16 protein-coding genes are annotated in these 22,386 nt (G+C 66.5%); 9 read left to right on the top strand and 7 right to left on the bottom strand.

Going from position 1 to position 22,386, the window contains the following annotated elements:
• Positions 1–3: 3 nt before the first annotated feature.
• A complete protein-coding gene (locus tag AC1DDG_RS10035; RefSeq protein ID WP_230116766.1) occupies positions 4–2,112 on the bottom strand; it encodes a DNA gyrase/topoisomerase IV subunit B in 2,109 nt (702 codons plus the stop codon).
• A gap of 225 nt (positions 2,113–2,337) precedes the next feature.
• Between AC1DDG_RS10035 and AC1DDG_RS10030 the strand changes: the two genes are divergently transcribed.
• The gene (locus tag AC1DDG_RS10030) at positions 2,338–2,559 is read left to right on the top strand and encodes a DUF7455 domain-containing protein (RefSeq protein ID WP_056628651.1); all 222 of its coding nucleotides are present in this window, start codon (positions 2,338–2,340) and stop codon (positions 2,557–2,559) included.
• Between the two features lie 178 nt (positions 2,560–2,737).
• Here the strand turns inward: AC1DDG_RS10030 and AC1DDG_RS10025 are convergent, their stop codons facing one another.
• The 4 genes from AC1DDG_RS10025 to AC1DDG_RS10010 all read right to left on the bottom strand — a co-directional run bounded on the left by AC1DDG_RS10025 (position 2,738) and on the right by AC1DDG_RS10010 (position 8,091).
• On the bottom strand, positions 2,738–4,063 hold the full coding sequence (locus tag AC1DDG_RS10025; protein WP_230116767.1) for an RNA polymerase sigma factor: 1,326 nt from the start codon (positions 4,061–4,063) through the stop codon (positions 2,738–2,740).
• A 278-nt stretch (positions 4,064–4,341) separates the two neighbouring features.
• Complete coding sequence (locus AC1DDG_RS10020) at positions 4,342–5,610, bottom strand: DUF4192 domain-containing protein (RefSeq protein ID WP_476875969.1); 1,269 nt, start codon at positions 5,608–5,610, stop codon at positions 4,342–4,344.
• A gap of 140 nt (positions 5,611–5,750) precedes the next feature.
• On the bottom strand, positions 5,751–7,091 hold the full coding sequence (locus tag AC1DDG_RS10015; RefSeq protein ID WP_476875968.1) for an MFS transporter: 1,341 nt from the start codon (positions 7,089–7,091) through the stop codon (positions 5,751–5,753).
• Positions 7,092–7,152: 61 nt separating this feature from the next.
• Positions 7,153–8,091 (bottom strand): proteasome assembly chaperone family protein, encoded by a 939-nt coding sequence (locus tag AC1DDG_RS10010; protein ID WP_476875967.1) that lies wholly within the window; start codon positions 8,089–8,091, stop codon positions 7,153–7,155.
• Between the two features lie 254 nt (positions 8,092–8,345).
• Between AC1DDG_RS10010 and AC1DDG_RS10005 the strand changes: the two genes are divergently transcribed.
• The 5 genes from AC1DDG_RS10005 to AC1DDG_RS09985 all read left to right on the top strand — a co-directional run bounded on the left by AC1DDG_RS10005 (position 8,346) and on the right by AC1DDG_RS09985 (position 14,486).
• Positions 8,346–9,869: a leucyl aminopeptidase gene (locus tag AC1DDG_RS10005; protein WP_476875966.1), complete on the top strand. Its 1,524-nt coding sequence runs from the start codon at positions 8,346–8,348 to the stop codon at positions 9,867–9,869.
• 240 nt (positions 9,870–10,109) lie between these two features.
• On the top strand, positions 10,110–11,492 hold the full coding sequence (gene lpdA / locus AC1DDG_RS10000; RefSeq protein ID WP_476875965.1) for a dihydrolipoyl dehydrogenase: 1,383 nt from the start codon (positions 10,110–10,112) through the stop codon (positions 11,490–11,492).
• 116 nt (positions 11,493–11,608) lie between these two features.
• Positions 11,609–13,327: a 2-oxoglutarate dehydrogenase, E2 component, dihydrolipoamide succinyltransferase gene (sucB, locus tag AC1DDG_RS09995; RefSeq protein WP_476875964.1), complete on the top strand. Its 1,719-nt coding sequence runs from the start codon at positions 11,609–11,611 to the stop codon at positions 13,325–13,327.
• A 155-nt stretch (positions 13,328–13,482) separates the two neighbouring features.
• Positions 13,483–13,836 carry a hypothetical protein gene (locus AC1DDG_RS09990; protein WP_230116774.1) on the top strand — a complete coding sequence of 118 codons (354 nt, stop codon included), beginning with the start codon at positions 13,483–13,485 and terminating at the stop codon, positions 13,834–13,836.
• A gap of 218 nt (positions 13,837–14,054) precedes the next feature.
• Positions 14,055–14,486: an OsmC family protein gene (locus AC1DDG_RS09985; RefSeq protein ID WP_476875963.1), complete on the top strand. Its 432-nt coding sequence runs from the start codon at positions 14,055–14,057 to the stop codon at positions 14,484–14,486.
• A gap of 184 nt (positions 14,487–14,670) precedes the next feature.
• On the opposite strand, the gene AC1DDG_RS09980 is transcribed toward AC1DDG_RS09985, so the two are convergent.
• Complete coding sequence (locus tag AC1DDG_RS09980; RefSeq protein WP_476875962.1) at positions 14,671–18,207, bottom strand: S41 family peptidase; 3,537 nt, start codon at positions 18,205–18,207, stop codon at positions 14,671–14,673.
• Between the two features lie 74 nt (positions 18,208–18,281).
• Here AC1DDG_RS09980 and AC1DDG_RS09975 point away from each other — a divergent pair, with 74 nt between their 5' ends.
• Positions 18,282–19,175 carry a TIGR01777 family oxidoreductase gene (locus AC1DDG_RS09975; RefSeq protein WP_476876033.1) on the top strand — a complete coding sequence of 298 codons (894 nt, stop codon included), beginning with the start codon at positions 18,282–18,284 and terminating at the stop codon, positions 19,173–19,175.
• Between the two features lie 13 nt (positions 19,176–19,188).
• On the opposite strand, the gene AC1DDG_RS09970 is transcribed toward AC1DDG_RS09975, so the two are convergent.
• Positions 19,189–20,901 (bottom strand): serine/threonine-protein kinase, encoded by a 1,713-nt coding sequence (locus AC1DDG_RS09970; protein WP_476875961.1) that lies wholly within the window; start codon positions 20,899–20,901, stop codon positions 19,189–19,191.
• A 141-nt stretch (positions 20,902–21,042) separates the two neighbouring features.
• On the opposite strand from AC1DDG_RS09970, the gene lipB reads away from it, so the two are divergent.
• Both lipB and AC1DDG_RS09960 read left to right on the top strand, forming a co-directional pair.
• Positions 21,043–21,711 carry a lipoyl(octanoyl) transferase LipB gene (gene lipB / locus AC1DDG_RS09965; protein ID WP_476875960.1) on the top strand — a complete coding sequence of 223 codons (669 nt, stop codon included), beginning with the start codon at positions 21,043–21,045 and terminating at the stop codon, positions 21,709–21,711.
• The coding region (locus tag AC1DDG_RS09960; protein WP_476875959.1) for a lipoyl synthase at positions 21,708–22,386 on the top strand (679 nt) is incomplete at its 3' end. The genes lipB and AC1DDG_RS09960, both read left to right, overlap by 4 nt.

The raw sequence follows: 22,386 nt of genomic DNA, 5'->3' as shown, positions 1-22,386 counted from the left end.
CGGTCAGGCGTCGATGCGCTCCCGGTCCAGGCTGGCTGCCCCCGCAATGATGAAGTCCTTCCGTGGCGCCACGTCCGATCCCATCAGCAGGTCGAAGGTGGCCTCCGCGCGCTGGGCGTTCTCGATGTTCACCTTGCGGAGCATCCGGTGCCGGGGATCCATGGTGGTTTCGGCGAGCTGTTCTGCGTCCATCTCCCCCAGGCCCTTGTAGCGCTGGATCGGTTCCTTGTACCGCTTGCCCTCCTTGGCGAGCCTGGCCAGCAGTGTGTGAAGCTCGGCCTCCGAGTAGGTGTAGATCATCTCGTTGGCCTTCTGGCCGGGGTTGATGACTTCCACCCGGTGCAGCGGCGGCACGGCTGCGAAGACCCTGCCCTCCTCTACCATGGGGCGCATGTAGCGGAAGAACAGCGTGAGCAGCAGAGTGCGGATGTGGGCGCCGTCGACGTCGGCGTCGGTCATCAGGATGACTTTCCCGTAGCGGGCCGCCTCGATCGCGAAGCTGCGGCCCGAGCCCGCCCCGACCACCTGGATCAGCGCGGCACATTCGGCGTTGGACAGCATGTCGCCCACCGAGGCCTTCTGGACGTTGAGGATCTTTCCGCGGATGGGCAGCAGCGCCTGGAAGTCGGAGGACCGTGCCAGCTTCGCCGTGCCCAGGGCGGAGTCGCCCTCAACGATGAACAGTTCGGAGCGGGCAACGTCGTCGGTCCGGCAGTCCGCCAGCTTGGTGGGCATTGACGACGTCTCAAGCGCGGTCTTGCGGCGCTGCGTCTCCTTATGGACGCGGGCCGAGATGCGCGACTTCATCTCGCTGACGATCTTCTCAAGCAGCAGCGCTGACTGCGCCTTGTCGTTGCGGTTTGCGGAGTTGAGTTTGGCGGAGATCTCCCGCTCCACCACCCTGGCCACGATCGCCTTGACCGCGGACGTACCCAGGATTTCCTTGGTCTGGCCCTCGAACTGCGGTTCGGCGAGCCTGACAGTCAGGACGGCGGTGAGGCCGGCGAAGATGTCGTCTTTCTCGATTTTGTCGTTGCCGGCCTTCAGTTTCCTGGCGTTGGTCTCCACGGCCTTGCGGAATGTCTTGACCAGTGCCTGCTCGAAGCCTGCCTGGTGCGTGCCTCCCTTGGGGGTGGAGATGATGTTGACGAAGCTGCGGACGGCGGTGTCGTAGCCGATCCCCCAGCGCAGGGCGACGTCCACCTCACAGTCGCGTTCCACTTCGGCCAGCTTGCTGTGGCCTTTGTCGTCCAGCACCGGGACGGTTTCCTTGAACTTGCCGGCCCCGTGCAGCCGCCACACGTCAGTGACCCCCGAGTCAATGGCGAGGAATTCCACGAATTCGGAGATGCCGCCGTCGTGGTGGAACACCTCCTCATGGGGACCGTGTTCCCCCGGGGTACCGGGAACTTTGCGTTCGTCGCGGACGGTCAGCTTCAGGCCAGGAACCAGGAAGGAGGTCTGGCGGGCTCGGGCGGCCAGTTCCTCGTAGGAGAACTTGGCGTCCGTGGTGAAGATCTGCCGGTCGGCCCAATACCGGATCCGCGTTCCGGTGACGCCGCGCTTGGCCTTGCCCACGATGTCAAGCACCGAATCGTCCACAAAGGGGGTGAAATCGGCCGCCGGATCGGGCCGGGGGCCACTGTCCTTAAACCGCCCGGGCTCGCCCCGTCGGAAGGACATCTTGTACGTCTTTCCTCCGCGGTCCACTTCCACATCGAGCCGGGCGGACAGCGCGTTGACCACCGACGCGCCCACGCCGTGCAGGCCGCCCGAGGCAGTGTACGAGCCGCCGCCGAACTTGCCGCCGGCGTGCAGCTTGGTAAAGACGACCTCCACGCCGGTCAGGCCGGTCTTGGGTTCCATGTCGACCGGGATGCCGCGGCCGTCGTCGTGGATCTCCACGGAGTTGTCGGCGTGAAGGATGATCTTGATGTCGTGGCCAAAACCGGCCAGGGCCTCATCCACCGAGTTGTCGATAATCTCCCAGAGGCAGTGCATGAGGCCCCTGGAGTCCGTGGAACCGATGTACATGCCCGGACGCTTGCGGACGGCCTCCAGGCCCTCCAGCACCGAAAGGTGGCGTGCGGTGTAATCAGAACTCGGTGTCACAGGTGTTGCGCTCCTTCAGCGGCGGGCCGGCTAAGGCATAAAAAGACTCCCTCCAGCCTAGTCCCGTGGCCCCTTTTCCCCCGGCTGCCACTCCCGCCGGAGCATCCGGAAGCCCTGGTTCGTTACGCAGACGTGATACGCGCACAGCGAAAGTGACACATCCTTGCCATGCTTTGGCACCGAATACTGGTTATATAGATGTACAGATCTACTAAGGAGGCCGACATGACAACAGCAGTTGCCGACCGCACACTCACCGCAGCTGACCGGTGCGACCGTTGCGGTGCACAGGCATACGTCCGGGTTGTACTCGAGTCCTCCGGAGGTGAGCTGCTCTTCTGCGCTCACCATTCACGTGCCGTCGAAGCGACGCTCAAGCCGCTGAGTTCGGACTGGCACGACGAGACGGGCCGGCTTCATGAGAAGGCACCGGTACCGGTCGACTAGACCACGCAGCTGAAAAGCTCGAAGCAAAAAAGCCAGGGCTCCCCGAAAGGGACCCTGGCTTTTTTCTGTCCGGAATCAGGAACGGGATCAGCGCCCTCCGGCTGAAAAACGAAAGCCAGGGCCGCCGCCGGTTTGTCCGGCGGCGGCCCTGGCCTTGGAGCTACGGTCCAGAAAGTTCCTAGTCCAGGTAATCCCGCAGGACCTGGGACCGCGACGGGTGCCGCAGCTTGGACATGGTCTTGGATTCGATCTGGCGGATGCGCTCACGGGTGACGCCGTAGACCTTGCCGATTTCGTCTAAAGTCTTCGGCTGGCCGTCCGTGAGGCCAAAGCGCATGGCAACCACGCCGGCTTCGCGCTCGGAGAGCGTATCCAGCACCGAGTGGAGCTGTTCCTGCAGCAGTGTAAAGCTCACGGCGTCGGCCGGAACCACGGCTTCGGAGTCCTCGATAAGGTCGCCGAACTCGGAGTCGCCGTCCTCGCCGAGCGGGGTGTGCAGGGAGATGGGCTCGCGGCCGTACTTCTGGACTTCGACAACCTTTTCGGGGGTCATGTCCAGTTCGAGGGCCAGCTCCTCCGGCGTGGGTTCGCGGCCTAGGTCCTGCAGCATCTGGCGCTGCACGCGGGCAAGCTTGTTGATGACTTCCACCATGTGCACCGGGATGCGGATGGTGCGGGCCTGGTCCGCCATGGCGCGGGTGATGGCCTGGCGGATCCACCAGGTGGCGTAAGTCGAGAACTTGAAGCCCTTGGTGTAGTCGAACTTCTCGACCGCACGGATGAGGCCCAGGTTGCCTTCCTGGATGAGGTCCAGGAACAACATGCCGCGGCCGGTGTAGCGCTTGGCCAGGGACACCACGAGGCGGAGGTTGGCTTCGAGGAGGTGGTTCTTGGCGCGCTTGCCGTCGTGGATGATGAATTCGAGCTCGCGCTTGAACTTCGGATCCATGGAGCCGTCGTCGGCGTTGATCTTCTCTTCGGCGAACAGGCCGGCCTCAATGCGGAGAGCGAGGTCAACCTCCTGTTCGGCGTTAAGGAGTGCAACCTTGCCGATCTGCTTCAGGTAGTCCTTGACGGGGTCGGCGGTGGCACCTGCCGACATGACCTGCTGGACAGGAGCGTCGTCGTCGTCGGCGTCCGAGTAGACAAATCCTGAACCTGTTGGCGCAGCAGCAGCCTTGCCGGTTTCGTCGCCTTCTTCAACAAGGTCGGCGGCGTCCGGCGATGCATCCTCGAGATCTTCGTCGGCTTCATCGACGTCATCGTCCGATGTCGAACGGCTTCCGGCAGCTTCGGCTGCGGCCTTGGCGCCGGGCTTGGGGCCACGCTTCTTCGGTTCGGGCTTAGCGGCGGACGTTACGTCGCCACCGGCGACGGCAGCATCCTTGACGGCCTTATTGGCGGCACGGGTAGCTGCACGCTTGGCGTTGGTTGCCGCCTTCTTGTCCTCGGCAGACACATCGGCCTGGGCGGCGGGTTCCTTCTTCGCGGAAGACGGGGTCACAGAAAACCTTTCTAGCGGCGGTCTGTGGAATCACCATACGGGCAACACCACTATGACCCTGTCAAGTCCGTGATTGACATCAGGTGCAACCACGACCGACAGAGCCATTAAGTAGAACTGCCGGGGCGGCCGCAATGTTCCCGTTTCCGGTTCCACTGCAAGCACTGATTCACGGACCCAACCGGGTCTCGGCAACCATTGTCTCATGATTTTCCCAATCAGGGGCCGATGCGACCGTAAGGGCAGCCGACGGGCAACCCTCCGCCGGAGCGGCGGCGCTAGGCGGCGTCCGTTCCGAATTTCTGCCAGGCCGCCTCCCGCCTGGCCGCCCAGCCGCAGATGGTTCCCCGGCGGACCACCTCGGAAAGAAGTTCCGCCAGCCTGTATCCGGGGGTCGCCTCCCGTGCCCGGTCCAGCGAGGCGTGGGCAAAGGAGCCCCTCCCCCGGCACCATTCGATCCACCCCTTGGCGGTCCATGCCGCTGCCTGCGCCTCGCCGGGGCCGCAGGACACGAGCTGCAGCATCACATCCTCAAGGCATTTCATCCTGCTCCAGTCCGGCAGATCCGGGCTCAGGCCCAAGAGGACCTCGCCATAGCCGGGAATGGTGGCCGGCTCGGGCTTCCCGCCGGAAGTCGCATCATCGGCCGCGCCCGACGCCCCCGGGGCTGCAGCCGCCAGTCCTCCAGGCCGTTCGGCCTCCGGCAGTCCCGCAAATGACGGACCCATCGCCGGGGGTCCCGGCCGGCCCGAGAAGATGCCGAATTGCTCGGCACCGGCCACGGCTGCAGGTCGCCCCGCCGCCGCCATCACCAGGACTGCGTCGCGCCAGGAGGGAACGCCAAGGGTCGCGCGCAGGAAGCCTGCAAGGTCGTCCGGCAGTTCGGCGCCGGATTTGGCACCCAGCGCCAGTTCCCAGGCGTCCAGCACCCTGTCGAACTGGGGACGGCTGGTCCGCCGGGTGCAGAGCTCGGCCGCCCAGTGCCGTTCAGATGCCAGCACCGCAGGATGCGGTCCCGAGGCGCCGCCGGCAGGATCGTCTCCGGGCGGCGACCCGACGCTGCTGCCCAGATACACCATCTCTGCGTTGAGGCGGCTGTCGCGGATCTCGGCTACGGGACGTCCCGGCAGGGGGCAGCAGCCGGTGTCAGTGCAGTACACGTTCCGCCAGTACTCCTCGCCTACGTACCAGGCGTCCCGCACCGGCATTCCGGCCAGTCCGAGGGCGGATTCGAGATCTGCCAACAATGCCCGGTTGACGCGGGGCCCGGCGTCCTCCGCCCAGCCGTCGTTCGTGAAGAACATCAGCAGCGTGCCGTCGGCATCGTTGTCTGCGAGAAGGTAGTCGGCCACGGCGCGGGCGAAGTCTTCCCGTCCGCGCCTGGATGCCGCTGCCTCCGGCAGGTCGACCCGGAGCGTGGCCCCGAGCCGTTTTCCCTGCATGGTCATGGCCACAAGGCTGCGGGATGGCCAGTACCCCAGCGTGTGCGGTACGTATCCGAGGATGTCTTCGGGGCCGTTGATGGTCAGGTGCTGGGGTGCTGTCATGCCTCCAGCCTCCAGCAGTCCATTACCGCCCGGTAGGTCCGGCTTTCGGCATGTGGATCAATGCCGGATGTGGAGGGATAGTGCCGGCCGACAGCCGCGAAACGGCGAGGCGGCGGTCCGCACGGCAGCGGACCGAAATGCTAGCCGGGAGACGAGGACTTGCGCCGGGCGTTCCGCGCCCTGCGCTGCTCGGCCATGGCCTGAAGCAGCGGCGGAACCACCACCCCCTGGGCTGCCATCTGGCGGCGCACCTTGCGGCGGACCGCCAACATGGCGACCGACCCGATGCCAAGGATCAGGAAGTGCACGGACAGGGCGACGCGGAACGGTTCGAGGCCATACAGCACCCCGTGGGAGAACCCGGTGGAATAAAGGATGTCCAGGACGGCGCCGATAAGGAAGATGGCGACGAGGGCGGCGACGAAGCCGCCCACATTGACGATGCCGGTGGCGGTACCGATGCGGTGCGCCGGATTAAAGGTGCGGGCGAAATCGAAGCCGATCATGGACCCTGGCCCTCCGATGGCCAGCACCACCACAAGACCGGCAAGCAGCCACAAGGGTGAGCGGCCTGGGTAGAGGAGCACCGCCGCCCAGGCCGCGGCCGTAGCCGCGACCAGGAGGAGAACCATGGTGGAGCGCCGGAGGGGGTGCCGTGACACAAACCGCCCGATCAGCGGCCCGGCGCCGATGGCACCGGCCACGTAGAGGGACATGAGCGAGGCCACGGTGCCGGCGTCCAGGCCCTGCGCCGAAATCAGGAAGGGATATCCCCACGTCATGGCGAACACGGTGCCGCTGAACTGGATAGTGAAGTGACTCCACATGCCAAGCCGGGTCCCGGGCTGCTTCCAGGCCCGGGACAGCGAGACGCCGGTGGCCCGCAGACCCTTTGTTGACTGCTGCTGGGGAGTACCTGGCGGTGCGTCCTGCAGCAACAGAGTGACGAGGACCACTGCGACGCCGGAGAGCCCCGCCAATGACAGAAAGGCGGGGCTCCAGCCGGCAGTATGCAGGATGAAGGCGAACGGCACCACGCTGAGCAGCTGCCCGAGTTGCCCCGACATCCCGGTGAGCTGGGTCAGCAGCGGCACCCGGGCTGGGGCAAACCAGAGCGGGATCAGCCGGATGACGGAGATGAACGTCATGGCGTCGCCGGCGCCCACCAGCACCCGGCCGAGCGCGCCGGCCGGGACGCTTTCCGCGAAGGCGAGCTGGAGCTGGCCGAGCCCCATGAGCACGGCGCCGCCGGCAATCATGGCCCGGGACCCGAACCTGTCCACGAGGACGCCCACGGGGATCTGGAGCCCGGCGTAGACCAGGAGCTGCAGCACCGTGAAAAACGAAATAGCCGAGGCGCTGGCGTGGAACCGCTCGGTGGCCTCGAGGCCCACCACGCCAAACGACGTACGCTGGGTCACGGCCACCAAGTAAGAGAAAATACCGATGGACCAAATGAGCCAGGCGCGGGGTGCAGTCACCCTTTTATTATGCCCGCCGTCAGCAAAAATCGTATTTTATTGTCAGGTTTAGTGACGAGGATTATTGACCTGGATTCTCGCGCGCAAGGTACGCCTCAACAGCGGCACCCAGGGCATCGCCGTCGGGCAGTTCGTCATTTTCGTCGGCCAGCAGGGACCGCCGGACGGTGCCCTCGGCTTTCTCGTCGTAGCGGGCCTCCAGCTTCGAAACCACCTGCTGGACATCCGCGGAGGCCTCGATCTGTTCGGCGATCTGCCGTCCGACCTCGCGGCCCGACTCCCGGAGCCGGTCGGTGGGAAGCATGAGGGACGTCGCGGCGCCCAGGTACTCAAGCCCGGCGACGGCCGCCGTCGGATATTCGGCCTCGGCCAGGTAATGCGGCACGTGGATGACGTAGCCCGCCACGTTGCGCTCCGCTTCCATCAGGCGGAGTTCCAACACATGGCCCACGGCTGCCGGCACTTCGACGGTGGGCTTCCAGGCAGAGATGCCTTCGATCAGTTCGGGACGGTTTCCGTGCACCGTCACGCCAACCGGGCGGGTGTGCGGCACGGGCATCGGGATGGAGTGGATCCATGTGACCAGGTTGACGTCGAGGGCCTCGACGATCTGCACCACGGCGCGTGCGAAGCGTTCCCACTGCAGGTCCGGCTCGAATCCTGCGAGGAAGAGAAATGGTTTGCCCAGGCCGTCGACCAGCCGGTACAGCGCAAGGCTCGGGGCCTGGTAATCCTCCAGGTGGTCCTCCACAAAGGACACGTGCGGCCTCCGGGATCTGTAGTCGATCAGCTGGTCGGCGTCGAACACGGCCACGCGCTCGGAATCGAGGGTGTCCAGCAGTTCGGCCGTGATCTGCTTGACCACGTGTCCGGCGTCGGCAAAACCTGTAAAGCCCATCACCAGATTCAGCCCGCGGAGTTCGGGGCTGTGGAACAGCTCAATGTTTTTGGCATAGAGCGCATCGGGGTCCAGCAGCGAGCCGGAAATCCGTTCAAACACGGCGAGTTCCTTTCGTGGTCGGGGTTAATGTCCATAACGCTGTGGATCTCCGCGGCATTCCTTGCACGGAAGTGGCGCGGCTCTCAATTAATCCGGCTGCGCGGCGGCCGAGAGACTACGATCGGAACTGGCCTTTGCTGAGGGCCAGTGTTTTCCGGCGGCCTCCCATTCGGACGGCGTCCGGGTACCCATGGCAGGGCGCCTCACATGGACTTCCTGCCCGAACCGTCACAGAGAATTGAGGACTGATCCTCGTGGTCAAGAATAGTGAAATCAACATTAGTGCCATTGCGCGCGACCTCAAGAAGGCTGCCAGCGACGCGGTCGTCATCGGTGTAGGACAGGGCGCGAACGGTCCGGTCCTCCTCGAGAACCCCCTGACGGCCAAGTCGGCCGAAGCGCTGGCCGAATCGTTGAAGGTTCTTGGCATCACGGGGGCGGCGGACCAGGCGGTCCGCCTCCCCGGACTTCCCGAAACCGGCGCCTCCGTGATTGTGCTGGCTGGCGTCGGCAAGGTCATCGGCGGCCAGCCGCTGACCCGGGAGGCGCTGCGCCGCGCCGCCGGTTCGGCGGTCCGCCAGCTGGCCGGATTGGCCACGGTGACGCTGGCCCTCCCGACGGCGGACGTCGCCGATGTCGCCGCCGTCGCCGAGGGCGCGGCGCTGGGCTCCTATTCATTTACGGAATACCGTTCCTCGAAGGACGGCCTTAAGGACCCTGTCAGCAACGTGGTCATCTTCACGGACTTTGCCGCCGACAAGGAACTTGAGCCGGCCCTGAAGCGCGCAGGCCTGCTTGGCAAGGCCGTCAACGCCACGCGTTCCCTGGTGAACCAGCCGCCGAGCCACCTGTTCCCCGAGTCCTTCGCGGATGCCGCCAAGGAACTGTCGAAGGGCCTGCCCGTCAAGGTGACAGTGTGGGACGAGAAACGCCTCGAGAAGGAGGGCTTCGGCGGCATCATGGGCGTCGGCAAGGGCTCCTCACGCCAGCCCCGCCTCGTGAAGGTGGAATACGCGCCGGCGAAGGCCACCAGGAAGATCGCACTCGTGGGCAAGGGCATCACATTCGACACGGGCGGCATCTCCATTAAGCCGGCACTCGGCATGGGCGACATGAAGAGCGACATGGCGGGCGCCGCCGTCGTCCTTAATACGGTGCTCGCCCTGGCGGGCCTGGGCCTGCCGGTCAAGGCGACCGCCTGGCTCTGCATCGCGGAAAACATGCCGTCCGGTGCCGCCTCACGCCCGGCTGACGTCCTGACAATGTTCGGCGGGAAGACCGTCGAGGTGCTCAACACCGACGCTGAAGGCCGCCTGGTCATGGCCGACGGCATCGTCGCCGCGAGTCAGGAGTTCCCGGACGCGATCATCGACGTTGCCACTCTCACGGGGGCGCAGCTGATCGCGCTCGGCAACCGCACCGCGGGCGTCATGGGCGCCGACAGCGTTACGGGGCCGCTCAAGGACGCCGCGGACCGCGCCGGCGAGCTGGTCTGGCCCATGCCCCTGCCCGAGGAGCTGAGGCCGAGCCTGGACTCGCAGGTGGCGGACCTGGCAAACATCGGCGAACGTCACGGCGGCATGATGACGGCCGCCGTGTTCCTGCGCGAATTCGTGGGCAAGGGCAAGGACGGCCAGCCGATCCCCTGGGCGCACATCGACATTGCAGGTCCGTCCTTTAACAACGGCGCACCGTACGGCTACACGCCCAAGCAGGGCACTGGCTGCACGGTCCGCACGCTCGTGGCCTATGTCGAGGATCTCCTGGCCTCAGCCTGACCGGCACAGCAGCAGTGTGGCGGGCGGTGTGATCCGCCCGCCACACCCCCGCGTGACACTGGACACAAGCGCTCCACAAAAGTCGCGGCAAGGTGGAGCATGGATAAGTGGTTCGCTAAGGTGAACCTCGGTAGTCACAAATGAAAGGGAACCGGCCTGCTGGCATAATCACGGCAGAGCAAGTTCCAAGACCAGATGATGCGTACTCTCGTGTCATCGTTCACGCGAGGGAGCGTCTAAGTGGCCGATCAGGCAACTGCGCAAGAATTCGACATCCTGGTACTCGGTGGCGGCAGCGGCGGATACGCCACGGCCCTCCGGGCCGTTCAGCTTGGCTTCACCGTCGGCCTCGTGGAGAAGGGCAAACTCGGTGGAACCTGCCTGCACAACGGCTGTATTCCCACCAAGGCGCTGCTGCACTCTGCCGAACTGGCCGACCACGCCCGCGATTCCGCGAAGTACGGCGTCAACGTCACCCTGGACAGCATCGATATCAGCGCTGTCAATGCTTACAAAGACGGCATCATCGCCGGCAAGTTCAAGGGCCTGCAGGGCCTGATCAAGTCCAAGGGCATCACCGTCATCGAAGGTGAGGGCAAGCTCCAAGGCACGGACACCGTCGTCGTGAACGGCACGGCCTACAAGGGCAAGAACATCGTTCTCGCCACGGGTTCCTACTCCCGCACGCTGCCTGGCCTGGAAATCGGCGGCAAGGTCATCACCTCCGACGAAGCCCTCACCATGGACTACATCCCCAAGAGCGCGATCATCCTGGGCGGCGGCGTCATCGGCGTCGAGTTCGCCTCGGTCTGGAAGTCCTTCGGCGTGGACGTCACCATCGTCGAAGGACTGCCGTCGCTGGTCCCGAACGAGGACGCCGCGATCGTCAAGAACTTTGAGCGCGCCTTCAAGAAGCGCGGCATCAAGTTCTCCACCGGCGTCTTCTTCCAGGGCGTCGAGCAGAACGAGAACGGCGTCAAGGTCACGCTGGTGGACGGCAAGACCTTCGAAGCCGACCTTCTCCTCGTGGCCGTCGGCCGCGGACCGGTCACGGCCAACCTTGGCTACGAAGAGGCCGGCGTCACGATCGACCGCGGTTTCGTCATCACCAACGAACGCCTGCACACCGGCGTCGGCAACGTCTACGCCGTCGGCGACATCGTCCCGGGCGTCCAGCTTGCCCACCGCGGCTACCAGCAGGGCATTTTCGTGGCCGAGGAAATCGCCGGCCTGAAGCCGGTCATCGTTGAAGACGTCAACATCCCCAAGGTCACTTACTCCGAGCCTGAGATCGCCACAGTGGGCTACACGGAAAAGGGCGCCAAGGATAAGTTCGGCGACGACCAGGTCGAGATCCAGGAATACAACCTCGCCGGCAACGGCAAGAGCTCCATCCTGGGCACCGGCGGCCTCGTCAAGCTGGTCCGCCAGAAGGACGGCCCCGTCGTCGGCGTCCACATGATCGGCTCCCGCATGGGTGAGCAGATCGGCGAAGCCCAGCTGATCGTGAACTGGGAAGCCTACCCGGAGGATGTGGCCCAGCTGGTGCACGCCCACCCGACCCAGAACGAGGCGCTGGGCGAAGCCCACCTCGCCCTCGCGGGCAAAGCCCTCCACGGCTAAAGCAGCTCCGCAATACAACAGGGCTTAGTGCACCCGGCATGATCCGCCGGGTGCACTAAGCTCGAACAAGCCAGCAATCATCCGCACAAAAGATCAATAAGGAGAACGGGGACGACATGTCTGAATCCGTTAACTTGCCCGCCCTCGGTGAGAGCGTCACCGAAGGAACCGTCACCCGCTGGCTCAAGCAGGTAGGTGACCGGGTAGAGGTGGACGAGCCGCTGCTCGAAGTTTCCACCGACAAAGTAGACACCGAAATCCCCTCTCCGATCGCCGGCGTCATCGAGGAAATCCTCGTTGCCGAAGACGAAACCGCAGAAGTTGGTGCTCCCCTGGTCCGCATCGGTGATGGCTCCGGTGGAGGATCAGCCCCTGAGGCCGCTCCCGCCGAGGAAGCACCCGCGGCGGAGGCACCCGCTGAAGAAGCTCCGGCGGCCGAGGCACCCGCCCAGGAAGCGCCCGCTGCTGAGACACCCGCCGCAGCCCCTGCCCCATCCGGCGAGGGCCACGAAGTCACTCTCCCTGCCCTGGGCGAGAGCGTCACCGAAGGCACCGTGACCCGCTGGCTCAAGGCCGTTGGCGACACCGTTGCAGTGGATGAGCCGCTCCTCGAGGTCTCCACCGACAAGGTCGACACCGAAATTCCGTCCCCGGTGGCCGGCACGCTCCAGGAAATCCGCGTCAACGAAGACGAAACGGCCGAGGTCGGTTCCGTCCTCGCTGTCATCGGCTCCGGCGCTGCCGCGCCGGCACCTGCCGCGGCTCCCGAGAAGCCGGCCGAGGCTCCTGCCCCCGCGCCGGCTGCTGCCCCGGAGAAGCCGGCAGAAGCACCGGCTGCTCCGGCCGAGGCCAAAGAAGAAGCTCCGGCACCGGCGGCCCCCGCCGCTGCACCGGCTGCCGCAGCACAGGCACCGGCTGCCGGCGCCGAGTCGGGGTACGTTACTCCCCTGGTCCGCAAGCTGGCCAACCAGCGCGGCGTGGACATCTCCTCCCTGTCGGGCACCGGAGTTGGCGGCCGCATCCGCAAGCAGGACGTCCTGGCCGCGGCCGAGGCGAAGCCCGCTCCGGCACCGTCCGCACCAGCTGCACCGGCTTCGGCTGCGGTTTCCTCCCTGCGCGGTACCGTGCAGAAAGCCCCCCGCATCCGCCAGGTCATTGCCCGCCGCATGCGCGAGTCCCTCGACACCTCCACCCAGCTCACGCAGGTCCACGAAGTGGACATGACCAAGATCGCCAAGCTGCGCCTGAAGGCTAAGAACCCGTTCCAGGCCCAGAACGGCGTCAAGCTGACCTTCCTGCCCTTCATCACCAAGGCTGTCGCCGAAGCACTGAAGCAGCACCCGAAGCTGAACGCTGCGTACGACGAGGACAAGCAGGAAATCACCTACCACAACGCCGAGCACCTGGCGATCGCCGTCGACACGGACAAAGGCCTGCTGGTGCCGGTCATCTCCGATGCCGGCAACCTGAACCTTGCAGGCCTCGCCGGCAAGATCGCCGACGTCGCCGACCGCACCCGCAACGGCAAGATCGGCCCGGACGAGCTCTCCGGCGGCACGTTCAGCATCACCAACTTCGGTTCCGTCGGTGCGCTGTTCGATACCCCCATCATCAATCAGCCGCAGGTGGGCATCCTCGGCATCGGCGCGATCGTCAAGCGCCCCGTGGTGGTGGCCGATGAGAACGGTGACGACTCGATCGCCATCCGGTCCATGATGTACCTCGCCCTGACCTACGATCACCGCCTGGTTGACGGCGCGGATGCAGGACGCTTCGTGCAGACGCTCAAGGCCCGCCTCGAAGAGGGCGCCTTCGAAGCGGACCTGGGACTCTAGGCTCCGCACGCTGTGAGGGCGGCGGCCAACCCGGGCGTCGGTGGATAACCACCGGCACCCGGGGTGGCCGCCGCTTTTTTCGTACCACCGGGTCCTGCCGGACGCGCGGGCCGCTCGTACTACGGAGTGTAGAAGTATCTGGCTAGACTGTTGCCATGCGAATTCTTTTTGACATCCTGCTGTTCCTGCACATCGTTGGCGCCGCCATGATCGTGGGGTACTGGATCGCCACCCTGAGGCAGCCGACCATCCACCCGCGCCAGCGCGACGGCGCGTTCGTTCAGCTGCTCACGGGTATTGCGATGATGGGACTGCTGCCGCTCATGCCGGATTCAGATCCCAACTACTTCAAGCTCGGCATTAAGTTCGCGATCGGGCTCGCCGTTGCCGTTCTGGCCGTGATCGGCTCGCGCAAGGTCAAGAGGGGCGAAGACATCTCGACCGGCCTGGCACACGGTGTCGGCGGCCTGGCACTGATCAACATTGCCATCGCCACGATCTGGCACTGAGCGCCTGCTTATCGAATGAACGACGACGGCGACGCACCCCTCGCGGGTGCGTCGCCGTCGTCGTCTCTTGCGTTGGGCTGCCTGGCGCATTCCGGGGGCCGGTCATAATCCTCTGACAGCGGACAACCCGTGCGCCCACCACGGGGAATCCATAGGATTAGGCAGGAAGGATCGGGCGTCAGCCGGATCCTTGACTGAACCCAAGCTAAGGAGTGGACATGGCAGCAACACGCACCGCACACACGGTATGGAACGGCGACCTGATGACGGGTGCCGGCAACACGACGCTCGACAGCTCCGGGCTGGGCACGTATGAGGTCACCTGGAAGGCCCGCACCGAGGCCTCGGAAGGCAAGACCAGCCCTGAAGAGCTGATCGCCGCCGCACACTCCGCCTGTTTCTCCATGGCCTTCAGCCACGCGCTCGCCCAGGCCGGCCACACCCCCGAAGAGGTCCACACGAAGGCGGACGTCACCTTTAAGCCGGGCACGGGCATCACCGGCAGCCACCTGACCCTGAACGCCAAGGTCCCCGGCATCTCCGAAGACGAGTTCCAGAAGATCGCAGCGGAGGCCAAGGTCGGCTGCCCTGTCTCCGGTGCCCTGGCCAGCATCGACATCACCCTGGACGCAACGCTCGCCGCTTCCTGATTTCTGGCCCCGGCTGCGGCGCAGCAGGGGCACACAAAAAAGGCCCTGTACCCGGACTGGAAGATCCATCGGGGCACAGGGCCTTTTTGCGCGGTGAGCCGGGCTCTCCGTGAGCAGGACTCGCGGCGGGCCGGACTCGCGGCGGGCCGGACTCTGGGTCAGCGGTTCACGGGCTCAGCCCGGCTCAGCCGCTCGTGTTTCGGCGGGCAGGCAGTGGCTCCGGCCGGAGCCGGCGGTAGCCTTCACGGGCCGGCGGCCGGTCCGTGGGAAGCTCCTGAACCATTTCCTTCAGCGCCCCGATGCCGTACTCCAGCTGCGGGTCCCGTCCCGCAGCATAGGCGTGCGGCGGGAACGTCACCTCGATGTCCGGAGCAACGCCGTGGTTTTCGACGCTCCAGCCCACGCCGCCGCCGAACCAGGTGGCGTAGCGCGGCTGGGTAACCCCGGTGCCGTCCGCCAGCGTGAAACGGCTGTCGATGCCCACCACGCCGCCCCAGGTCCGGGTCCCGATCACGGGACCGATCCCCCGAAGCTTCGAGACCTGGGTGATGATGTCGCCGTCGGAACCGGCAAACTCATCGGCGAGGATGATGACCGGGCCGCGCGGTGCGTGGTGCGGGTAGGTCCGGGGCTTCTCGCCGCGCGGCATGCTCCAGCCTGTCACCTTGCGTCCGATCAGCTCGGCCACCAGCTGGGACGTGTGCCCGCCGCGGTTGCGGCGAACGTCAACGATCAGGCCGTCCAGCGCGGTTTCGGTGTCCAGGTCACGGTGCAGCTGCGCCCAGCCGTTGGCCATCATGTCGGGAACGTGCAGGTAGCCGAAGCTTCCTTCAGAGGCCTGCCGGACGGTGCGGCGGTTAGCGGCCACCCAGTCCTGGTAGCGGAGGCGCTCCTCATCCTTGATCGGGACCACCGCAATGCGGCGCTGGGCGCCCGCGGCCGGACCGTGGGCGGCACCGTTGCGGATGGTCAGTTCCACCGCCCGGCCGGCAGCGCCAACCAGCTGCATGGCGGGCGTCAGGGCCTCGGTGAGCGGCACGCCGTCGACCGCGAGCAGGACATCCCCGGCCTTGGCGGCGGCGCCGGGGCGGGCCAGCGGTGAGGTCGCCAGGGGGTCGGAGGATTCGCCGGCGAGGATGCGGATGATCTCCCAGCCCTCCCCCGTGAATGCCAGGTCGGCGCCCAGGCGGCCCTGGCCATTACTGCCGTTCTCGGAGGCCGCAGCCGGCCGGACGTAGGCATGGGAGGTGCCGAGCTCGCCGTGGAGTTCCCACAGCAGGTCCACCAGGTCATCGTGCGAACCGAGCCGGTCAACCAGGGGCCGGTAGCGCTTGTGGATGGACTCCCAGTCCTGGCCGGCCATGTCCTCGGTCCAGAAGAAATCGCGCTGCAACCGCCAGGCTTCATCGAACGCCTGGCCCCAGACGCTGAGCGGGTCCATGAGCACCCGGATGCGTGTGAGGTCCACCTTGACCAGCTGGCCGGATTCCTCGTCGGCCTTCGCGTCGGACGGCACCACCCGGACCTGTTTGTCGTGGACGAGCACAACCTTCTTGCCGTCACCGGACACGACGTAGCTGTCGAGCGCGTCCACAATGGTCGCGGCCTTGCGCTTGGCAAGATCAAACCGGACCAGTGCTGGCGCAGTGTTCTTGTCCTCGAGGCTGGCTTTGCCGTCGCCGGTCACCCCGGCGAGGGGGCTGTCCAGCCACAGCAGCGCGCCGTCGACCGCGGCCAGCGAGGAATAGTTGCCCTGCGGGACCGGAACGCTGATGACCCGGTGCGCGAGCCCCTCGGCGTCGACACGGACCGGCGCAGGCCTACCGGGCTGTCCGGCGTCGGCGTCCCGGTCTGCCGACGTCTCCGTCTCAACGGAGAGATCGACGTTGGGGCCGAAGGGCGACGCCGTTTCCGCTGCCAAGGCCACAAGGTACGGCTTGATGGGGCTCGGGAACGAGAGGTCGAAGGAATGCCCGTCGTAGACAGGATCGAAGCTGCGGTTGGAGAGGAACGCGAGGAACTTGCCGTCCGGCGTGAACGACGGCGACTGGTCACGGAAGCGACCATCGGTCACCTCGACGATGTCGGGATCCGCAGCGCCTGGCTTCCCCGCCCCGGACTCCTCCGTGTGGACGCGGGTCAGCCTCAGGCGGCTGCGGGAGCCGAGGGACGTGACGGGTTCCGACCAGGCCAGCCAGGCGGAGTCCGGTGACCAGCACAGGGCTTCGATGCTGCCTTCGCCGATGCTCGTCACCGACGTGATGGTTCCGTCCCGAGTGTCGGCCACGTAGACGTCGCCGAAGGCGGTGCCGACGGCGATCCAGCGGCCGTCGGGGCTGGTCTCCAGGGCGCTGGCGCGCGACGGCTTCGGGAAGGCGATCCGCCTGGATGCTGAACCGGCAGGTGCTGAGACAGCCCCTGCGCCCGCTACCGTGCCGTGCTGTTTCTCTGTCCCCGCTGCGGGAGCGACGTCCGCCTGGGAGTCGTCGGAAACGGCGACGTCAACGCCCGGACCCACCAGGCCGGCCGCTGAGACCGGGCTGGGCAGCGCAGGGCTGGGCTGGGGGGCCGCGGGACTCTCGGATTCCTGGTGTCCCTTGACAGGCTCTGCCGGGGCAGCCGGGGTTTCGAGCCGCGGGGCGATCTCCGCGATAACCAGGGCCTCCGTGCCGTCGTGGTCCGCAACATAGGCGATGCGGCCATCCGTCAGGGGACGCGGAAGTCTTGCCCGGACACCCGGAGTGCCTTCGACAACGCGGGAGGGCCCGTCCTTGTGCCGCAGCCAGTGGATGGTCCCGTGCGCCTCCACGGCGCTGGCCGATCCGGTGCAGTCCGGCCGGACGTCTCCGAGGTGCTTGGAAACCTTCAGCAGCGACGGGCGGCGGCCCTGGGAGGCCGAGCCGAGCGAGATCTCAAGCCTGACGGCGCCGGAGGCAAGATCATGCAGAATCCACAGCTCACCGGCGGACTCGAAGATGACACGTTTCCCGTCAGTGGACGCGTGGCGGACGTAGAAGTCTTCGTGGTCTGTGTGGCGGCGGAGGTCTCCGCCGTTGGGCAGGACTGAGTACAGGTTCCCGTACCCTTCGTGGTCCGAGAGGAAGGCGATGCGTCCGTCCACCCACATGGGGTCTGCCAGGTTGCCGTCAAGGTCCGGGAGCAGCCGTTCAAACTCGCCGTTGCCGTCGGCGTCAATCCAGAGTTTGCCGGCAGTGCCGCCGCGGTAGCGCTTCCACCAGGCCGGTTCGCGGGACAGGACGCTGGCCACGACTACGGGCTTCTCGTCTCCGACCTCGGGGCCGAACGCCACGGATTCGACGGGACCGAAGGGCAGTTCCTCGGCCCAGCCGCCCACGGTGGAAAGGCGGTAGGCGTGCGTGTGGCGGCTCTCCGCCTGCCGGAACGCGCTCGTGACCACTACTTCGCCCGCGGCAGTGAAGCCTTTGACCTTGGTGGTGCTGTGCCCGAAGTAGGTCAGCTGCCGGTAGCCGCCGCCGTCGACGTCGGCGATGACAACCTCGGGCGCCGTGCCCTGCACGACCGTCCAGACGAGCTTCTTGCCATCAGGCGTGAAGCGCGGATTACGGGCCGGAAGTTGCAGGGAGGAAACCCGCCAGGCGCGGCCGCCGCCGACAGGCGCGATCCAGACGTCGTCCTCGGCCACAAACGTGACCAGATCGCCGTGAACATGCGGGAATCGGAAGTAGCTCGAAGAGGTCATCGTTCGATCATAGTCAAAGTCAACAGGGGTGGCTGGGAGGTGCCGTACCGTGCCGGGACATGGTGAGATGGATCATGCGAATCGTCATGGCCGGCGCCTCCGGGCTTATCGGAACCGATCTTTCCTCCCGTCTCGTTTCGGACGGACACGACGTCATGCGGCTGGTTAGGAGGACGCCGGCTTCCCCGGCTGAAGTCCGCTGGGATCCGTCCGCCGGCCAGCTGGACCCGGCCTGCCTTGAGGGCGCGGACGCCGTTATCAATCTGTCCGGAGCCGGCATCGGCGACAGGCCATGGACGCGCCGGCGGATCGATGAGCTTTTTCGCTCGCGCCTCGATCCCACGCGGACCCTCGCCACAGCAATGAAGCACCTTGTCACACCGCCGAGGACCTTCATCAGCCAGTCCGGAGCAGGCTACTACGGCGACGCCGGGTCCGCAGCCCTCCGGGAGGGATCGCCCGCCGGGACCGGCATCATGGCCCGGATCTGCGTTGAGTGGGAAGCAGCCGCGCACGAAGCCCCAGCGGGTGTCCGGGTGGTAACCCCGCGGACTGCGGTGGTGCTGAGCAGATCCGGAGGGGCCCTGGGCAGGCTGCTGCCGCTGCTGCGGCTCGGCGTTGGCGGTCCGCTCGGCAACGGCCGCCAGTACTGGCCCTGGATCACGTTGCCGGACCTGTCCGCTGCTTTTGGATTCCTCCTGACGGCCCAGCTCTCCGGCCCCGTCATCGTCTCCGCCCCCGAAGCCGCCAACGTCAACACGCTGGTGGCTGAGCTCACCGCTGCCCTGCACAGGCCCGCGCTGCTCCGCGTTCCGGCGCCAGCGCTGCGGCTGGCCATGGGCAAGCTGGCCGACGAACTCCTGCTCGCGAGCCAGCGGGTGGAGCCCGCCCTGCTGAAGGAAGCGGGCTTTGAATGGCAGCATCCAAGCCTTCGGCGTGCCGCCGCATGGGTGGTCAGCGGCGCCTAACGGCCCGGGGCCATCATGGGGCCGGCAGAATGTCCGAAATCAGCCACTTGCCGTTCACTCTGACCAGGACCAGCCGCAGTCCTCGGCGTGGCTGCGGCGCGCCGGTGGCGACCGCGGCCCCGGCGGCAGATCTCTCCTCGTAACCGGACGTCGAAGCCGTCACGGCGACCACGGCCCGCGCCCCAGTGCTTTCGGGCAGGTTCCGGATGGCCGTGAGGCTTGTGGTGAAACCGGCCAGGACGTTCCCGGAGTCCTGCAACCGGGCGCTGATCCTGCGGTCCGCGGCCGCGGCCGGGGAGTTCCCGGCGTTGACCTCGCCGAGCAATTCCAGCCTGCCCTCACTCAGGGCCTTCGAGCGCAGCCAGGCCAGCCCTTTGACAGCCTCGGCGGGATTTCCCGCCCGGAGCTGGTTCCGGACAGCGTCCGGAACCCTCGCGGAGTCCAGTACCGTTGCCGGCTGCGGCCCCCTCGGCGTCGGAACCGGAACGGTTCCGGGCCCCGGAAAGCCGTCACGGACCAGGGACGGCTGCGTGGCCGCGACGCCCGGAGGCTGGTTCGAGAGCGGCGTCCCCGGCGCACCGAGCAGCAGCCACGCGCTTGCAAGAACGGGAACTGTGAAAAGCCCGGTCCATGCGGCAGTACGACGACGTCGAGGCGCGGCTGCCGTTGCGGCCCGCCGCGAGTGCAGCCTCGGCTGGTCCGGCAGCGTCCGGCCGGGCAAGGCCTGGTCGTAGGCGGTCCTGCGCTGCCGAAACGCCGTGACGGGCGGGGACGTGGACAGCCGCCTGCCCCAGGCACGGATCCGCTCGCGCCGCCTGCCGCCCGACGGCGGCTCCGGCCTGCGTGTCAGCAGCTCCGGCAGGACGGTCGGATGCACAGAGCGAGATAGGTCGACGGGAACTGCGGCGGCGCTCCGGTAGATGGCGGTGGCAAGCTCCGCTGCATCCGGCCGTCGCCGCCGGTCATCACTCAGGCCTGCCTCCAGGGCGGCAGCAAGTTCGCGGGGCACGTCCGGAACCAACAGCGAAAGGGGCGGCCTGTCTGCCGTGGGCCGGGGCGGGGCTCCGGTGAGGCAGTACCAGCCGAGCGCAGCCACGGCATAGACGTCGCGTCCGGGCTGCAGTCCTGCCCGCACGGCGTCCACCGGCGAAGGATCCCTGAACCCTTCAGTCCCGAGGCCGGGAACGGCGCCGGGATCGCCCACCATTCGCGCCACCCCGAGGTCAGCGAGCAGAGGCTTTCCGTGTCCGGAAAAGAGCACGTTTCCCGGTGACACATCCGAGTGGGTGAATCCCTTGCCGTGGAGGTATCCGAGGACCTGCGCAATGGGCGTCAGCACAGTCACGGTCTCCCCCACGCCCAGCTTTCCCCGGGCAGCGACAAGGTGGCCCAGTGAACCGCCTGGTGCGTAGTCCATCACGATCCCCAACGGGCTTTCGGCGGCCTCGCCCAACCTCACGACGTCGTGCGCCTTGACGAGATGCCCGTGGTCAAGGACGGACATGATCAGAATCTCCCGCCGTACATCCTCTTCGGCAGTCCCCGCGGCGTGGTTCCCGGACGCCGCGCCGAAACACTTCAGGGCCAGCTTCCGCCCGGTAGCCTCTTCCGTCACCAGCCACACGGCGGCGCTCGCCCCGCTGCCCAACCAACGGCAGACCTGGTAGCCCGGAACCTTCGGCTCGCGCCCTGCGGAATGGTCGGCGTCCTGCCTCACATCGTCCATGGCTTAAGGAGTACCGGAAATAAACACATCCTGCAGAAGTTATCCACAGGGGGCGCGGGCCGGGCATGTGACCAGCGAGGCCGGGTGAGAGCTTGGGCACACAATCGGGCAGGACGCCGGCCGGGGTCTAAGCTGGATGCCATGACTCTTGAGTTCACACAGCTGGGTCTTGCCCCGGATCTCGTGGATTACACGCGTGCCTGGGACCTCCAGCGCGAAATCCACGAGAACGTCCTGGCCGGCATGGCCCCCAGCACAGTTCTCCTGCTCGAACACTCCGCCGTCTACACCGCCGGCAAGCTCACCGAGGACCACGAGCGTCCCTTCGACGGCACTCCCGTTGTAGCCGTGGACCGCGGTGGCAAGCTGACGTGGCACGGACCCGGCCAGCTGGTGGGTTACCCCATCATCAAGCTGAAAAACAAAGCCGGGATCCGCGACTACGTCGAGCGTCTCGAGGCAGTGATCATCGCCGTCCTGGCCGACTTCGGAATTACGGCCGTCCGCATCAGGGGCCGCGCCGGCGTGTGGATCGACGAAGACCACAAGGGCCCCGCCCGGAAGATCGCGGCGATCGGCATCAGGGTCAGCCAGGGCGTAACCATGCACGGCTTCGCCATCAACTGCAACAACGACCTCGCCCCTTACGGCCAGATCATCGCCTGCGGAATCACCGATGCCGGCGTGACCACCATTGCCCAGGAGACCGGCCGCGACGTGGCACCGGCTGATCTCGTTTCGCGGATCATCGAAGAGCTGCGCAAGAATGAAGACGCCCTAGTTGCAACCCCCGAAGGAGCTCTACTGTGACACTGGCACCAGAAGGCCGGAAGATGCTGCGCATTGAGCAGCGTAATGCGGCCACCCCGGTGGAGCGCAAGCCGGAGTGGATCAAGGCCAAGGTCCAGATGGGCCCGGAGTTCGTCCAGCTCAAGAACCTCGTCAAGAAGGAAGGCCTCCACACCGTCTGTGAGGAGGCCGGCTGCCCCAACATCTTCGAGTGCTGGGAAGACAAGGAGGCCACGTTCCTGATCGGCGGCTCCGAATGCACCCGGCGCTGTGACTTCTGCCAGATCGACACCGGCAAGCCCTCCCCGGTGGACGTGTTCGAGCCCACCAAGGTGGCCCGGTCGGTCCAGGCGATGCAGCTGCGTTACGCCACCGTCACCGGCGTGGCCCGCGACGACCTCGAGGACGAGGGCGTCTGGCTGTACGCCGAGACGGTCCGCAAGATCCACGAGCTGAACCCGGGCACCGGCGTCGAACTTTTGATCCCGGACTTCTCCGGCAAGCCCGGGCACATCGAGGCGATCTGTGATTCGAAGCCCGAGGTCTTCGCGCACAACGTCGAGACCGTGCCGCGGATCTTCAAGCGCATCCGCCCCGCGTTCCGCTACGACCGGTCCCTGGACGTCATCACCCAGGGCCGGAACCTGGGCATGGTCACCAAATCCAACCTGATCCTGGGCATGGGCGAAACCCGGG

This window comes from Arthrobacter sp. 10L430, from assembly GCF_056395245.1.
The sequence above is the reverse complement of the archived record's forward strand: the minus strand, read 5'-3'. Positions and strand labels throughout refer to the sequence as shown.

Bases quoted from the DNA above. Each gene is read 5' to 3' on its own strand.
- AC1DDG_RS10030 (WP_056628651.1), top strand. From the start codon at position 2,338: ATGACAACAGCAGTTGCCGACCGCACACTCACCGCAGCTGACCGGTGC.
- AC1DDG_RS10020 (WP_476875969.1), bottom strand. From the start codon at position 5,610: ATGACAGCACCCCAGCACCTGACCATCAACGGCCCCGAAGACATCCTC.
- sucB (WP_476875964.1), top strand. From the start codon at position 11,609: ATGTCTGAATCCGTTAACTTGCCCGCCCTCGGTGAGAGCGTCACCGAA.
- AC1DDG_RS09990 (WP_230116774.1), top strand. From the start codon at position 13,483: ATGCGAATTCTTTTTGACATCCTGCTGTTCCTGCACATCGTTGGCGCC.
- AC1DDG_RS09985 (WP_476875963.1), top strand. From the start codon at position 14,055: ATGGCAGCAACACGCACCGCACACACGGTATGGAACGGCGACCTGATG.
- AC1DDG_RS09980 (WP_476875962.1), bottom strand. From the start codon at position 18,207: ATGACCTCTTCGAGCTACTTCCGATTCCCGCATGTTCACGGCGATCTG.
- AC1DDG_RS09975 (WP_476876033.1), top strand. From the start codon at position 18,282: ATGCGAATCGTCATGGCCGGCGCCTCCGGGCTTATCGGAACCGATCTT.
- AC1DDG_RS09970 (WP_476875961.1), bottom strand. From the start codon at position 20,901: ATGGACGATGTGAGGCAGGACGCCGACCATTCCGCAGGGCGCGAGCCG.
- lipB (WP_476875960.1), top strand. From the start codon at position 21,043: ATGACTCTTGAGTTCACACAGCTGGGTCTTGCCCCGGATCTCGTGGAT.